We start from the raw sequence: 15,363 nt of genomic DNA, 5'->3' as shown, positions 1-15,363 counted from the left end.
AGCGGGCGTGGTTTATAACACCGATACGCCCATTCTATTACTTTGCTTTATTCTTCGATGCCGAGCGCTTTTTTCACAGGCTTGAAGCTCTTACGATGTTCACTGATCACACCATGTTGTTCAATCGCTTCGAAGTGCGCTTTAGTTGGATAACCTTTGTGCTTAGCAAAACCAAATTGCGGATATTGTTTATCCAACTCTTCCATTTCTTGGTCACGAACCACTTTGGCAATGATAGAAGCCGCACTGATTTCCGCTACGCGCAAGTCACCCTTCACCACCGCTTGAGAATCCATTGGCAACTGCGGGCAGCGATTGCCATCGATAAGCGCAAGGTCTGGCTGTACCTTCAAACCGGCGATTGCACGTTGCATGGCAACCATGGTCGCTTGCAGGATGTTTAGCTCATCAATCTCTTCAGGAGAACAACGGCCTACCGCCCATGCTAAGGCTTTCTCTTTGATTTCTGGCAACAGTGCAAGGCGCTTTTTCTCGCTCAGCTTTTTAGAATCGTTCAAACCTTCAATTGGGTTGTTTGGATCTAAGATGACCGCTGCGGTAACAACATCACCCACCAAAGGACCACGCCCTACCTCATCGACACCTGCAACCAGCTGATAGCCTTGCGGGTATTCAAACGGTGGTAGTTCTACTTTTGCTTTGGTCGTTTTTGGTTTTACAGCCATGGTAAATCTCTATTTATTAATCAGTTTTAGAACCGCATTCGCGGCTTGTTGATCCGCATCTTTACGAATCCAATGATGCATTTCAGTAAACTTATCCAACATTTCTCGGTTGTCGCTCTCTAACAAACGAGAGACTTCATTGAATAGGTTTTCTGGTGTGCAATCTTCTTGCAGGTATTCTTTAACCAGCTCAGTGTCAGCCAAAATGTTCGGCAGCGACACGTATTTGGTTTTCAATAGTCGCTTAGCAAGGAATGCCGTTACAGCATTAACACGGTAACCCACCACCATTGGGCGTTTAAGCAACATACATTCAAGTGCAACGGTGCCCGAGGCTAACATCACCGCATCAGAAGCAGTAATCACGTTGCGTGCTGTATCGTCCACCAACTTGAAATCAAGCTCTGGCGCGTGTTCTTTCCACGCTTGCTCAAATTGTTCACGGCGTTTTTGATTCACCAAGGCAACGACAAAACCAAGATCTGGGAATTTCTGATGCAGTTTTTTACAGGTTTCAATAAACGGTTGAGAGAGCATTTTTAGCTCGCTGCCACGGCTACCCGGAAGTACCGCTAGCCATTGTTTATCTTGTTCTAAACCAAGCAGTTCACGTGCAGGCGCTTTGTCCGATTGCAGTGGAATAGCATCTGCCAATGTGTGACCAATGAATTCACAAGGTACATTGAATTTATCGTAGAACGCTTTTTCAAACGGTAGGAATGCCAGTACCAGATTGGTTGCGGCTTCAATATTGAAGATGCGCTTTTGACGCCAAGCCCAAACCGATGGACTGACGTAATGCACGGTTTTAATGCCCGCGTTTTTAAGGTCTAGCTCAACTCGTAAGTTAAAATCTGGAGCGTCAATTCCGATGAAAACATCTGGTGGATTCTCGGTGAAATACTTCACAAGTTGCGCTTTGACTTTCAGTAGTCGTGGCAAGCGACCTAGCACTTCCACTAGGCCCATTACGGCAAGTTCTTCCATATCGAACAGAGACTCACAGCCTTGCGCGATCATCTTAGGGCCACCAATACCGACAAACTCTGCATCTGGGTATTGTTGCTTTACTGCTTTGATAAAGCCTTCACCTAGCGTGTCGCCAGACAATTCTCCGGCAATGATGCCGATACGTAATGGTCTTTCCATATCTACTTCGCTATTTTTCCTGTGCGCTATGGGTAACGGTTTAAACTATGTATCCGCGGTAGCCGCACAATTCGCAGCGTACAAACCGTTATCCATAAAACACAAAAAGACCGCAGCCCAATTTGGGCGCGATCTTTTCAATTTAACCGCTCATTCGTTGATTAACGAATAATGCCACGTTCCGTTGTTTCCAGAATATCTGAGAAACGTTTCACTGCCGGCCACTCTTGTGCCATTTCAGCTAGGATTGGTTTCACTTCTTCCAGAGTCTTACCTGAACGGTAGATTTCTTTGTACGCTTTTTGTAGCGCACGAATTTCTGGTTTTTCGAAACCGTTACGCTTCAAGCCAACCAAGTTCAAACCAAATGGTGTTGCGTGGTTACCTTGAGCAAGTACGTATGCTGGTACGTCTTGAACAACAGCAGAACAGCCGCCAACGTATGCGTAAGCGCCAACCGTACAGAACGGATGAATCGCAGAAAGCGCCATCACACCTGCATGATCATCAACGGTTACGTGACCACCAAGAATCGCATTGTTACCAATGTGAGTATGGTTACCAACGATAACGTCGTGTGCGATGTGTGCATTTACACAAAGCAGGTTGTCATCACCAATCACTGTTGTCGCTTTGTCTTGAACCGTACCACGGTGAATCTGAACCGCTTCACGAATCACGTTGCGGTCACCGATAACCACTGTTGTATCTTCGCCACCGTACTTCTTGTCTTGGTTTTCTTCACCAATAACAGCGTGTGGGAAAATGCGGTTGTCTTTACCAATTGTGGTGTGACCTTTGATCACTACGTGAGACATCACTTCAGTACCTTCACCGATTTCTACCGTTGAGGTGATGTAAGTGAATGGACCAACAGTCACGTTAGCGCCAATTTTCGCGCCTTCTTCTACCACCGCAGCTGGGTGGATTTTAGCGGTTTCATGAATCATATTAAAACTCTCGACGAGCACACTTCAGCTCTGCTGAACATACTACTTCGCCGTCAACCTTCGCTACACCTTTGAATGCAGCAATGCCGCGACGCTCTTTCAAAAATTCTACTTCAATAATCATTTGATCGCCTGGTACTACTGGTTTACGGAATTTTGCACCGTCAACACTTGCAAAGTAGTACAGTTCGTTTTCAGTTGGCGCACCAAATGATTTAAATGCAAGTAAGCCTGTCGCCTGCGCCATCGCTTCCAGAATAAGAACACCTGGGAAAACTGGCAATTGTGGAAAGTGACCTGTGAACTGAGGTTCGTTAACCGACACGTTTTTAATCGCGTGAAGGTACTTCTCTTCTTGGAAGTCAATCACTCGGTCGATCAATAAGAATGGGTAGCGATGAGGTAGTAGCTCTTGAATTTCAGAGATGTTCATCGTTTTCTTTTCAGTAGTCAAAGTCGTCTTCCTATATCAATACTCAACAACCAAGATGGCAAGGCAGCGGCAAAAGCCACTTCATCAGGAAATGCCTGCAAAGTGTATACCAGCTTGGTGATAAATCTACTTATAGCGCGTCATTATAGAAGAAAAAGACCCGCATTTCGCGAGTCTTTGTTCAGAATTATGGAACTAAGATTCTTCTTTCGGTTCCAGCTGTTTCTCAACAGCTTTCAGGCGTTTGTTCATATCGTCAATGCGATGAACTCGAGTTGCCGTTTTACGCCACTCTCGGTTCGTTTGCAGTGGAATACCTGACGAATACAAGCCTTTCTCTTCGATACTGCGCATAACCATGCCCATACCGGTGATAGCTACGCCATCTGCAATCGTGATATGTCCGTTAAGAACCGACGCGCCGCCGATCTGACAGTATTTACCAATTTTGGTACTGCCAGCGACAATAGTACCACCTGGCATCACGGTACCATATCCGATCTGCACGTTATGAGCGATTTGAAGCTGGTTATCAAGAATTACGTTGTCTTCGATAATGGTGTCTTCAAGTGCACCACGGTCAATCGTAGTACATGCACCAATCTCAACGCGGTTACCGATACGCACTGAGCCAAGTTGAGGGATCTTAATCCACTCGCCTTTGTCGTTAGCGTAGCCGAAACCATCAGAGCCAATGACTGTGCCAGATTGAACCAGACAGTCATCGCCCATTGATACTTCATGATAGATAGTCACATTAGCCCAAAGCTTGGTGTTGTTACCTAGCTTTGCGTTCTTACCGATAAAGCAACCAGCGCCGATACTTACGTTGTCGCCTAGTTCAACACCCGTTTCAATCACTGCGTTTGCACCGATTGTTACGTTAGTACCCATCTTCACGTCTGCTGCGATAACTGCACTTGGTGCGATCTCATCAGCAGGCTTCGGCGTGGTGTCCATTGCTTGAACAACACGAGCGAATGCAACATAAGGGTCAGCCACAACTAATGCGTTACCCACACATTGGTCTTTGTGTTCGGCTTTCACCATCACAACTGTCGCTTTGCACTCAGAAAGGTGTTTTGCGTATTTTGGGTTAGACAAGAAAGTGATGTCACCTTCTTGTGCTTTATCCATTGGAGCTACGCGGCTTACAACGAGAGACTCGTCACCAAATAGCTCACCCCCGGTAATTGTCGCCAACTCGGCTAATGTTAATGTCTTCATAACTTCTTATTTTAGAGCTTTAATTACGTCTTCAGAGATGTTGTATTCTGGCTTACCGTACTGAAGTGAAGAGATGTCGATTACCATGTCGTAGCCTTTCTTAGTTGCTACTTTCTTCACTGCGTCTTGGATAGTTTTGAATAACTTCGCTTTCTCTTCAGCTTCGCGACGTGCACTTGCTTTCTCTAGAGCTTGTGCCTTCACTTTGTACTCGCTGTCTAGTTTAGCGATGTCGATACGTAGTTTTTCAACTTCGTCTTGACCTAGAAGCTCACCATCACGTTGTAGCTTTTCAATCTTAGTCTTAGCTTGCGCTTGGATAGATTTCAGCTCATCTGCTTTGCTCTTAAAGTCTTTCTGCATTTTTTGTAGAACTACTTCGCGTTGAGGAAGCGCTTGGAAAACTTGAGCAGTATTTACATAAGCAATTTTCTGAGCAGCTTCAGCCGCGTTAGCAAACATTGAAGAGCTAAGTACTAGAAGGCCTAGGCCAGCTGCTTTGATCATTTTATTCAAAATATTTTCCTCTTTAGAAGGTTCTACCGATAGTGAACGTGAAGAACTCTTCATCGTCGCCATCATATTTCTTAATTGGTTTCGCTAGCGAGAATACTAGAGGCCCCATTGGAGACATCCATTGCAACGCCGCACCGTAAGATGAGCGGTAGTTGGTTGGATCTGAGTAATCGTAGTAGTAACGGTCGCCGTATTCCGCACCTGAGCTACGGTAGTCGAATTCCGTATCCCAAACACTCGCCATATCGAAGAAGATACTGGTACGAATTTGGTTACGAACTTCGTCAGAAGCAAATGGTGTTGGAACAATCAACTCAAGGCTTGCCAACGCAACCGCGTTACCACCAACAGAATCATCTGTTGCAGTATCTGCACCGTTGTTCGAACCTGAGTAGTCACGATAAACCGCTTTCGGACCTACGGTATTCGAGCCGAAACCACGTAGTGTTGTAAAACCACCCGCGTAGTAGTTTTCGTAGAATGGGAACAAGTTATCGTTGCCATCCGTTTGACCATAACCGTTACCATAACCTAGACGACCACGGAACAAGAGCGTGAATTCATGCTTCTTAGTCAGTGGAACGTATTGACGGACATCATACTGCATCTTGAAGTATTGAACGTCAGAGCCAGGTACGGTCATCTTATAGAATGCACGTTGGTGGTTACCCGCTGTCGGGAAGTAGCCACGGTTTAGGTTGTTACGTGTCCATGAGATGTTGAAGTCAAAGTCATTTGTGTTCAACGCGCCGCTAGAGTCAATGTTGTCCTCTTGCGCCTGTAGGAACTGTTCTACCTGTAGGTAAGGAGACAAGTTACCGATCTTATTGTGGGTGTAGCCAACACCAAACTCAAAGCGGTTCAGTTCGTCGAATGGGAAACCCCATGTCAAACTTGCGCCGTAACTTTGGTTGGTATAGTCAACGATACCCGCTTCAGACGCTTCGAACTCGTCGTAGAAGATCTTACCACCCAAACTTACACCATCTAGGTTCCAGTAAGGGTCACGGTAGTCCAAGCTCACGTTTTTCTGGTAGTCGTTCATCATCGCGTTAATACCAACGCGGTTACCACTACCAATAAAGTTGTCTTGCTGTAGGCCAACCTGGAAGCTCACGCCCGATTCAGTACCGTAACCGACACCGAAGTTCACGCTGCCCGAGTTCGCTTCTTTAACAGAGTAAACTAGGTCAACTTGGTCGTCGCTGCCAGGAACTCGTACCGTTTGTACTTCTACGTTTTCGAAGTAGCCCAGACGGTTTAGACGCGTTTTACCCGTTTCGATTGATTTCGAGTTTAGCCAGCTGCCTTCCATCTGACGCATTTCACGACGCAGTACTTCGTCTTTGGTCGAGTTGTTACCCGTAAAGCGAATGTCACGTACGTAAATACGGTTACCTGGGTCTACGTTCACAACAAGCGATACTTGTTTGTTTTCATCGTCGAACTCAGGAATGGTGTTTACTTGTGGGTAAGCATAGCCGGATTCACCAAGCACACGCTTGATGCCTTCTTCCATTGACGTTACGCGAGAGCCGTTGTAGGTCTCGTTGTCTTCAAATGGAACCAGCTTTTCAAACGTTGCTTCTTCACCAATTAGGTTGCCGCGGAATTTCACGTCCTTAACGGTGTACACGTCACCTTCCTCAAGACCAAGGGTAATGTATACGCCTTTTTTGTCAGGAGAAATCGCCACTTGTGTCGAATCAACGTTAAATTTCAGGTAACCACGATCTAGGTAGTAAGACTTCAGCGCTTCGATGTCACCAGCAAGAACTTGCTTCTGGTATTTTTCGTCCGCTAGGAAGTTCCACCATGGCACGTCAACGTTTAGGTTGAAACGAGAAAGAAGGTCTTCATCAGAAAAGACTTCATTGCCGATAAAGTTGATTTGCTGAATTTTCGCCGATACACCTTCGGTGAAGACGAATTTCAAGTCAGAACGGTTACGAGGCAATGGAGTAACAACCGCTTTTACGGTCGCGTTGTATTTACCAACACTGTAGTAAAAGTCTTCCAAACCTTTTTCGATGTTGCTCAGCGTAGTGCGGTCAAGCGCTTCACCTTCACGAACGCCAGAAGCATTCAGGTTTTCTTGTAGCTGCTCGTCCTTGATTGCTTTGTTGCCTGAGAATGAGATGCTCGCAATAGTTGGACGCTCTTTCACTTGAACAACCAGAACATCACCATTACGCAGCACTTTCACATCTTCGAAGTTACCCGATGCGTACAATGCGCGAATGATCTCTGCAACATCGCCTTGGTCAACGGTATCACCGACACGTACAGGCATTTTCAGCAACGCTGCACCCAGTGCCACACGCTGCAATCCATCGATTTCAATATCTTGAACTACAAAGTTCTCTGCTCCGTTTGCAGATACACTGGTCGCCAGTAAACTTGCAAACAGAATTCGCTTAATCGCCATACTTGTTCTAATTATTCCTTGCTACTGCTTTTGTCTCTGAACTATCACAGACGAGTAAAATCATTAAATAGCGCTAACGCCATGAGCGAGAAGATAATCGCACCACCAATTCGATAGCCCATTTCCTGTACTTTCTCAGGTACTGGGCGTCGGATGACTGCTTCAATTGCAAAAAACAGCAGATGCCCACCATCCAACATTGGTAAAGGAACGAGGTTAATAATACCTAGGTTAACACTAATTAGTGCTAGAAAACCTAAAAAGTAGACCAGACCGTAGTCTGCGGTCGCCCCTGCTCCTTTGGCAATAGATATTGGTCCGCTCAAATTGTTCAGACCAACGTCACCTACAATCAGTTTCTTAAGCATACTGATTGTAAGTCCAATAACTTGACCAGTTTTGTCAATCGCTTTGCCAATAGACTCGAATACACCAAACTGTAATTCGAAGCGATAACTTTCTGGCCATTCTGCGACTTCAGGTGCGATACCCGCGAAGCCAACTGTTTCTTTGTTAGCTAGCTCACGACTGCCTGGAGTCAATGTGAAAGATTGCTCTTCACCTTGACGTAACACCGTCAGGTCAATTGGCGTTTCTGGGTTAGAACGAATGGCTTCAACCACTTCATCCCACTTAGAAATCTTATCACCATTAATCTCGATGATTTTATCGCCAGCTTGCAGGCCTGCTTGTTCAGCAGCACCACCTTCACTCACCTGTGCCAACTCCGTATAAATCTCTGGAGTGTACGGTTTGAAGCCTAGCGATTGCATCGCAGATTGTGTTTCTGGATCAAATTTCCAATCACGGATATCAAGTGTCTTCGTGACTTCCGAGCCTACTTCATTAGCCGAAGAAAGCGTTACTGTCATCGAATCATCACCAATATGGGAAACTAATCCCATGTTGACTGATTCCCAGTCCGGAGTTTTGATACCTGAGATGGATTTTAGTTCCATCCCTGATTCAATTCCTGCTTCTGCAATGATTGAATTGGGCGTAACTTCACCAATTACCGGCTTCACTGCTGGTACTCCAATCAGGAAAACCAACCAGTAAGCAACAATAGCAAACAGGAAATTAAAGATAGGACCCGCCGCCACGATCGACGTGCGCTTCCACAGTGGCTTTTGGTCAAACGCCAAATGCTTTTCGTGCTCAGGCACTTCGTCAACACGGCTGTCCACCATCTTGACGTAACCACCTAGCGGAATCATCGAGATGCTGTACTCAGTTCCGTCTTTGCCTACTTTGCTCCAAATAGACTTACCGAAACCGATAGAAAACTTTTCAACTTTTACACCGCAACGACGCGCAACCCAAAAGTGACCATACTCGTGCACGGCCACCAAGATGCCCAGTGCAACGATAAAAGAAACTAAATTCCACAAAATACCAGTCATTAGCTACGCTCGCGTAAAAATTCTAAGGCGATAGTTCGTGACATTCTATCTAGCTCTATCAAGCTTTCCAAGCTATTCACATTCTCACTTTTATGGCTTGCAGTGATTTTGTTCAAAACTGATTCATTGATGCGAGCGATATCAGTGAAACCAAGACGGTTATTCAAGAAAGCATCAACAGCGACTTCGTTTGCTGCATTCAGAGCGGTCGTAGCATGCTGCCCTTCGTAACAAGCATCAATCGCTAGCTTCAAACACGGGTAGCGCGCAAAGTCGGGTTGCAGGAACGTCAACTCACCCACTTGAGTAAAGTCGAGTGGTTTCACACCAGCATTCACACGAGATGGGTAAGACATGGTCAGTGCAATCGGCGTTGCCATATCAGGTTCGCCCATTTGCGCTAAAACGGAACCGTCTCGATATTGCACCATCGAATGAATCACAGACTGAGGGTGAATGATCACTTTCAGCTGTTCGCGAGCCGCATTAAACAGCCATTTTGCTTCAATGTACTCAAGACCTTTGTTCATCATGGTTGCGGAATCAACCGAGATCTTAGGTCCCATCGACCAGTTAGGGTGAGCGATTGCCTGTGCAGGAGTAACGCTCTCAAGCTCAGCGATATCGGTGTAGCGGAATGGACCTCCAGATCCAGTCAGCAGGATAGATGAAATGCCGTGCTCTTCTAAGTTACAGCGACCTAGGTTGGTTTGAACTTGTTGAGGTAAACACTGGAAGATCGCGTTGTGTTCGCTATCAACAGGAAGTAGCTCTGCGCCGTGCTCTTCAACTGCATCGATAAACAGTTGTCCAGACATCACCAGTGCTTCTTTGTTAGCAAGGAGAACGCGCTTGCCAGCTTTTACCGCTGCCATGGTTGGAAGCAGACCTGCCGCACCAACGATAGCCGCCATCACGCTGTCGACTTCTTCTAGGGCAGACACATGGCAAAGCGCATCAACACCACCCAACACTTCTGTACGAGGAGACACTGAAGCCAACTCTGACTTAAGCGCCACAGCCGCCGCTTTATCCGCCATTACAGCGTATTTAGGTTGCCATTTACGGCAAAGTGCGACCATCTTTTCAACGTTCGTGCTTGCCGCCAATGCGACGATAGAAAAAAGCTCAGGGTTTTGTTCAACCACTTTAAGTGTGCTTGCACCGATTGAGCCTGTTGCACCAAGAATCGTTAACTTTTGCATGATGTAAGACCGTTAGAAAAACTCAGGAGCGACGACGCCGCTCCCGATAAATTAGAATACGTAGTAAAGAAGAGCAAATACTGGGAATGCAGCCGTTAGGCTATCAATACGGTCGAGAATGCCGCCGTGCCCTGGAATGATGTTACTGCTGTCTTTGATGCCAGAAACACGTTTGAACATGCTTTCTACTAGATCACCAAGAACAGAAATCACAACTGTAATCAGTGTGATGATTACCATGTGAATTGGGCTGGTAAATTGAATGTCAAACCAACCTGCGAACAACCATCCAACAATTAATGCTGCAATGATGCCGCCAATCAAACCTTCGATAGTCTTGTTTGGACTAACATGTGGCGCCATTTTACGTTTACCCATGCTTTTACCAGCAAAGTAAGCGCCACTGTCTGCAGCCCATACCAAGAAGCAAACGTACAGCACAAGTTTTGCGCCGTGGTATGGATCTACTGAAATATCGGAAGCTCTAAGGATGATCACACTCCAAAGGAAAGGGATCAAAGTTAGAAAACCAAACACATGACGCAGTGCTTTACTGTTTTGCCACAGGTTGGTGGTTTTAGGGTAAGTAATGGCCATCCCACTTGCGATAATCCACCATGCAAAACCGAGCGCTAACACTGTGTAGTGCGGAGTTGCTAGTTGGTTAAGGCTTGCCGCATCTGGCGAGATGAATAGAAAACTGAGTCCGGTTACGACAACGGCTGGTACAAGCGCAGCGATGCGTGAATTGCTTTCTGTAAACTGGGTCCACTCCCAAAAACCTAATAGCGTAATCGCAGTCAAAGCGATAATGAAGCCAATTAGGGGTAATTTAAAAATACCTAAAATTACAAGGGGGGCTAAAATTAGTGCTGTTATTATTCTCTGTTTCAAACTAACTAGTCCTTATTGAGCAGCCATCAATGCCTTTACTTGCTCGCCAGTACAACCAAAGCGACGCTCTCGGTTAATAAACCAAGTCACAGCCTCTACTAAGCTGTCTTCATCAAACTCTGGCCAGTACTCCGGAGTAAAGTACATTTCAGCATACGCCATTTGCCACAGCATAAAGTTACTGATGCGACACTCACCACTTGTACGGATCAAAAGATCCACTTCAGGGAGATCTGCCATCGTTAAATGCTGGGTAATTAACTGCTCATTGATATCCTCTACACGGATTTCACCGTTACGCGCTTTTAACGCCAACGTTTTTGCCGCCTCTGTGATGTCCCATTTACCGCCATAGTTAGCCGCAATGTTAATCACCATGCCCGTATTGCCAGCGGTGAGTGCTTCTGCTTCGATGATTTTACCTTGCAGTCGCTCACTAAAGCGGCTGGTATCACCAATAACGCGCAAGCGCAGATTGTTTTTGTGCAACTTTTTCACTTCGCTAGAAAGCACGGAAATGAACAGCTCCATCAGGAGACCCACTTCTTCCTCAGGACGACGCCAGTTTTCACTACTAAAAGCGAACAACGTCATGGCTTTAATACCGAGTTTAGAAGCAGCAGCGACGGTCTTACGAACGGCATTAACGCCTTTTTTATGACCGAATACGCGAGGTTTTCCTTTGGACTTAGCCCAACGACCATTACCGTCCATAATGATGGCAATATGTTTAGGGAGGGAATCAGAGAAGGCTTGAGAATTTTGCATAGGGAGTTAATTGAGTTCCATCAGTTGGATAGATTAACACAAAAAAACGCTGCACTGTGAGCACAGCGTTTTCCAACAGTGATGTAGGTGGGAGTATTAAACTTCCATCAACTCTTTTTCTTTAGCAGCAAGAACTTCGTCGATCTTCTTAACTGCTACGTCAGTCAGTTTTTGAATTTCGTCTTGTGCTTTACGATCTTCGTCTTCAGAGATTTCTTTATCTTTTAGAAGACCTTTTAGGTCGCTGTTTGCGTCACGACGGATGTTACGAACAGCAACACGTGCGCCTTCAGCTTCACCACGAACGATCTTAACTAGGTCTTTACGACGCTCTTCCGTTAGCGGTGGAAGTGGAACGCGGATGATTGTGCCAGCAGACATTGGGTTTAGACCAAGGTCAGACATCATGATCGCTTTCTCAACTTTTTGAGTTAGCTCTTTGTCGAATACAGTAATTGCTAGAGTACGTGCGTCTTCAGCAACAACGTTCGCTACTTGGTTAAGAGGAGTCGGCGCACCGTAGTACTCTACAGAGATACCAGATAGTAGGCTTGGGTGTGCGCGGCCAGTACGAACTTTAGAAAGGTTGTTCTTTAGCGCTTCAACGCTTTTGTCCATGCGCTCTTGCGCGTCTTTATTGATTTCGTTAATCACGGTTTCACCTTAAAAATGTCATCTTTCATGAAGAAAGCTTAAAGGGCTTAAGCAAAGCGAAACGCCATCCAATATCTCTTGTTGAATGGCGTTGAGATTTACGCGTCAGCGCAGATCAACGTGCCTTCAGCTTCACCCATTACCACGCGACGTAGTGCGCCTGGCTTATTCATGTTAAATACGCGGATTGGCATTTTGTGGTCACGAGCAAGTGTGAACGCAGCCAAGTCCATTACTTTCAATTCTTTATCCAGAATTTCAGTGTAAGATAGCTTATCATACAGCTCTGCGTCTGGGTTTGCTACTGGGTCAGCAGTAAATACACCATCAACTTTCGTTGCTTTTAGAACTACGTCAGCTTCGATTTCGATACCGCGTAGACACGCTGCTGAATCTGTAGTGAAGAATGGGTTACCAGTACCTGCAGAGAAGATAACTACACGGCCTTGGCGAAGTTCGCGGATAGCGTCTGCCCAGTTGTAATCGTCACACACACCTTTTAGCGGAATTGCAGACATTACGCGAGCGTTTACATAAGCACGGTGAAGTGCGTCACGCATTGCTAGACCGTTCATTACTGTTGCAAGCATACCCATGTGGTCGCCTACTACGCGGTTCATACCCGCTTCTGCAAGACCTGCACCACGGAACAAGTTACCACCGCCGATTACCACACCAACTTGAACACCCAGTTCAACCAGCTCTTTCACTTCTTGAGCCATACGGTCAAGAACCGCTGGATCAATACCAAAACCTTCTTCACCTTGAAGAGCTTCACCACTTAGTTTTAATAGAATACGTTGATATGCTGGTTTAGGGTTCGTAGTCATGGAGTTTACCTTCCAAAGAGAGTTGTCGATTAACAGTCATGAATAGACACAAGGTCACTTATAGCTATTCATCACGGCTAATTTTGCCCGCTCTTTTCGTAAAAAGACCGCAGCCTAGGCTACGGTCTAATATTTACACAAGTCGCTAAGGATTAACCTTTTTGAGCTAGTGCTACTTCTTCAGCGAAGCTCATTTCAGCTGCTTTCTCGATACCTTCACCTACTTCTAGGCGAACGAATGTAGCAACAGAAGCACCTTTCTCTTTTAGCATTTCGCCAACAGATTTCTTAGGTTCCATGATGAAAGCTTGACCAGTTAGAGAGATTTCGCCAGTGAATTTCTTCATGCGGCCGATAACCATCTTCTCAGCGATCTCTTGTGGCTTGCCTTCGTTCATAGCGATTTCAACTTGAACTTCTTTCTCTTTAGCAACTACGTCAGCTGGTACGTCTTCTGGGTTAACGAACTCAGGCTTAGAAGCAGCAACGTGCATTGCAACGTGCTTAAGAGTTTCTGCGTCGCCTTCACCAGCAACAACAACACCGATTTTCTCGCCGTGACGGTAAGAAGCGATTGCAGTACCTTCAACGTAAGCAACGCGACGGATGTTGATGTTTTCGCCGATTTTAGCAACTAGAGCTACGCGCTCTTCTTCGAACTTAGCAACTAGCTCTTCAGCAGTAGCTTTAGTCGCTAGAGCGTCAAGTGCTACTTTGTCTGCGAATGCAGTGAAGTTACCGTCTTTAGCAACGAAGTCAGTTTGGCAGTTAACTTCAAGAAGAACAGCAACGCCGTTTTCTTCTTTGATGATGATTGCGCCTTCAGCTGCAACGTTACCAGCTTTTTTAGCTGCTTTCGCTGCGCCTGATTTACGCATGTTTTCAATTGCTAGTTCGATGTCAGCGTTTGCTTCTACAAGCGCTTTTTTACATTCCATCATGCCAGCGCCAGTGCGCTCGCGAAGTTCTTTAACTAGAGCAGCAGTTACAGTTGCCATTCTCTATTCCTCGTTTGATTCGAAATAAGGTAAAAAACAGGGGCCTACATTGTCGGCCCCCATTGCTAACTATAACTCAGTCTATGCTACAACAAGGTTTCACATAGACTAAGTGTGACACAGAGCCGTTATTATTCAGCTTCTACGAAACCGTCTTTTTCAGCAACTGCTGCAACGTCTTTGTTGCGACCTTCAGACACTGCAGATGCTGCAGCGTTTAGGTATAGTTGAACTGCGCGGATCGCGTCGTCGTTACCTGGGATGATGTAGTCAACGCCGTCTGGGTTAGAGTTAGTATCTACCACAGCGTATACTGGAATACCTAGGTTGTTAGCTTCTTTAATTGCAATGTGCTCGTGATCAGCGTCGATTACGAATAGAGCGTCTGGTAGGCCGCCCATATCTTTGATACCACCAAGAGATTTCTCTAGCTTCTCCATTTCACGAGTACGCATTAGAGCTTCTTTCTTAGTTAGTTTTTCGAAAGTACCGTCTTGTGCTTGTGCTTCGAAATCTTTTAGACGCTTGATAGACTGACGAACTGTTTTGTAGTTCGTTAGCATGCCGCCCAACCAACGGTTGTTAACGTAGTATTGGTTGCTTGCGATTGCAGCTTCTTTAACAGCTTCAGATGCAGCGCGCTTAGTACCTACGAATAGAACTTTACCTTTCTTCTCGCCAACTTTAGCTAGTTCAGCTAGAGCTTCGTTGAACATTGGTACAGTTTTTTCTAGGTTGATGATGTGAACGCGGTTACGAGCACCAAAGATGAATGGCTTCATTTTTGGGTTCCAGTAACGAGTTTGGTGACCGAAGTGAACACCAGCTTTCAGCATATCGCGCATTGATACAGTTGCCATTTTAAAATCCTCTATGGGGTTAGGCCTCCACATCCCCCATAATTCCGACCAAGCTTCTGCTCAGCACCCCGGAACATGTGACGGAATGTGTGTGATTTAAAGATAAAAGTTAATTGGAAGAAGCTTGCTTCGCTACTCTTCTAATGAAAAGTAAAGAGAACAGTCCTCGATTCCGGCGCGCTTTATACCATATTTTAGCCTAAGATGGCTAGTAAAAATTGTTTCTTACAATTCTAATTTCCCTATCACACCTATCCCTACTCTCTTCTAAATTCCATGACTAGACTACAAGTAAGAATGACTCATATTCTTAACTGGCTTGGGTTAACCGCAAGATGTCTGATAGAATGCGCGCATTCGCA

Annotated in this window: 15 protein-coding genes; all 15 read right to left on the bottom strand. The window is 45.7% G+C overall.

Annotated features, from left to right (window positions below; genetic code table 11):
• Positions 1–47: 47 nt before the first annotated feature.
• The 15 genes from rnhB to rpsB all read right to left on the bottom strand — a co-directional run bounded on the left by rnhB (position 48) and on the right by rpsB (position 15,001).
• On the bottom strand, positions 48–686 hold the full coding sequence (gene rnhB, locus ACLIIY_RS02730; RefSeq protein WP_005430230.1) for a ribonuclease HII: 639 nt from the start codon (positions 684–686) through the stop codon (positions 48–50).
• Positions 687–695: 9 nt separating this feature from the next.
• Positions 696–1,835, bottom strand: coding sequence for a lipid-A-disaccharide synthase (gene lpxB, locus ACLIIY_RS02725; RefSeq protein ID WP_039986283.1), 1,140 nt, complete (start codon positions 1,833–1,835; stop codon positions 696–698).
• Between the two features lie 161 nt (positions 1,836–1,996).
• Positions 1,997–2,785, bottom strand: coding sequence for an acyl-ACP--UDP-N-acetylglucosamine O-acyltransferase (gene lpxA, locus ACLIIY_RS02720; protein ID WP_009707416.1), 789 nt, complete (start codon positions 2,783–2,785; stop codon positions 1,997–1,999).
• A gap of 1 nt (position 2,786) precedes the next feature.
• On the bottom strand, positions 2,787–3,239 hold the full coding sequence (fabZ, locus tag ACLIIY_RS02715; protein WP_009707417.1) for a 3-hydroxyacyl-ACP dehydratase FabZ: 453 nt from the start codon (positions 3,237–3,239) through the stop codon (positions 2,787–2,789).
• Between the two features lie 174 nt (positions 3,240–3,413).
• Complete coding sequence (gene lpxD / locus ACLIIY_RS02710; protein ID WP_180824718.1) at positions 3,414–4,445, bottom strand: UDP-3-O-(3-hydroxymyristoyl)glucosamine N-acyltransferase; 1,032 nt, start codon at positions 4,443–4,445, stop codon at positions 3,414–3,416.
• A 6-nt stretch (positions 4,446–4,451) separates the two neighbouring features.
• The gene (locus ACLIIY_RS02705; RefSeq protein WP_005529354.1) at positions 4,452–4,961 is read right to left on the bottom strand and encodes an OmpH family outer membrane protein; all 510 of its coding nucleotides are present in this window, start codon (positions 4,959–4,961) and stop codon (positions 4,452–4,454) included.
• 13 nt (positions 4,962–4,974) lie between these two features.
• Positions 4,975–7,389 (bottom strand): outer membrane protein assembly factor BamA, encoded by a 2,415-nt coding sequence (bamA, locus tag ACLIIY_RS02700; RefSeq protein WP_009707420.1) that lies wholly within the window; start codon positions 7,387–7,389, stop codon positions 4,975–4,977.
• 44 nt (positions 7,390–7,433) lie between these two features.
• Complete coding sequence (rseP, locus tag ACLIIY_RS02695) at positions 7,434–8,792, bottom strand: sigma E protease regulator RseP (RefSeq protein ID WP_020195495.1); 1,359 nt, start codon at positions 8,790–8,792, stop codon at positions 7,434–7,436.
• A complete protein-coding gene (gene ispC, locus ACLIIY_RS02690) occupies positions 8,792–9,997 on the bottom strand; it encodes a 1-deoxy-D-xylulose-5-phosphate reductoisomerase (RefSeq protein ID WP_045414455.1) in 1,206 nt (401 codons plus the stop codon). Before ispC ends, rseP begins: the two co-directional genes overlap by 1 nt.
• 51 nt (positions 9,998–10,048) lie before the next feature.
• A complete protein-coding gene (locus ACLIIY_RS02685) occupies positions 10,049–10,891 on the bottom strand; it encodes a phosphatidate cytidylyltransferase (protein WP_005436782.1) in 843 nt (280 codons plus the stop codon).
• A 12-nt stretch (positions 10,892–10,903) separates the two neighbouring features.
• Complete coding sequence (locus ACLIIY_RS02680) at positions 10,904–11,659, bottom strand: isoprenyl transferase (protein ID WP_005436781.1); 756 nt, start codon at positions 11,657–11,659, stop codon at positions 10,904–10,906.
• A gap of 96 nt (positions 11,660–11,755) precedes the next feature.
• The gene (gene frr, locus ACLIIY_RS02675; RefSeq protein WP_005436779.1) at positions 11,756–12,313 is read right to left on the bottom strand and encodes a ribosome recycling factor; all 558 of its coding nucleotides are present in this window, start codon (positions 12,311–12,313) and stop codon (positions 11,756–11,758) included.
• 98 nt (positions 12,314–12,411) lie between these two features.
• On the bottom strand, positions 12,412–13,143 hold the full coding sequence (gene pyrH / locus ACLIIY_RS02670; protein ID WP_005436777.1) for a UMP kinase: 732 nt from the start codon (positions 13,141–13,143) through the stop codon (positions 12,412–12,414).
• A gap of 152 nt (positions 13,144–13,295) precedes the next feature.
• Positions 13,296–14,141, bottom strand: coding sequence for a translation elongation factor Ts (gene tsf, locus ACLIIY_RS02665; RefSeq protein ID WP_005436775.1), 846 nt, complete (start codon positions 14,139–14,141; stop codon positions 13,296–13,298).
• A gap of 131 nt (positions 14,142–14,272) precedes the next feature.
• Positions 14,273–15,001, bottom strand: coding sequence for a 30S ribosomal protein S2 (rpsB, locus tag ACLIIY_RS02660; protein ID WP_005529366.1), 729 nt, complete (start codon positions 14,999–15,001; stop codon positions 14,273–14,275).
• Positions 15,002–15,363 lie beyond the last annotated feature (362 nt).

Origin of the sequence: Vibrio sp. K4 (assembly GCF_051122595.1) — a bacterium.
In the GTDB taxonomy this organism is placed as follows: Bacteria; Pseudomonadota; Gammaproteobacteria; order Enterobacterales; family Vibrionaceae; genus Vibrio; species Vibrio owensii.
Note: the sequence above shows the minus strand (reverse complement) of the source record. Positions and strands in the feature narration are given on the sequence as shown.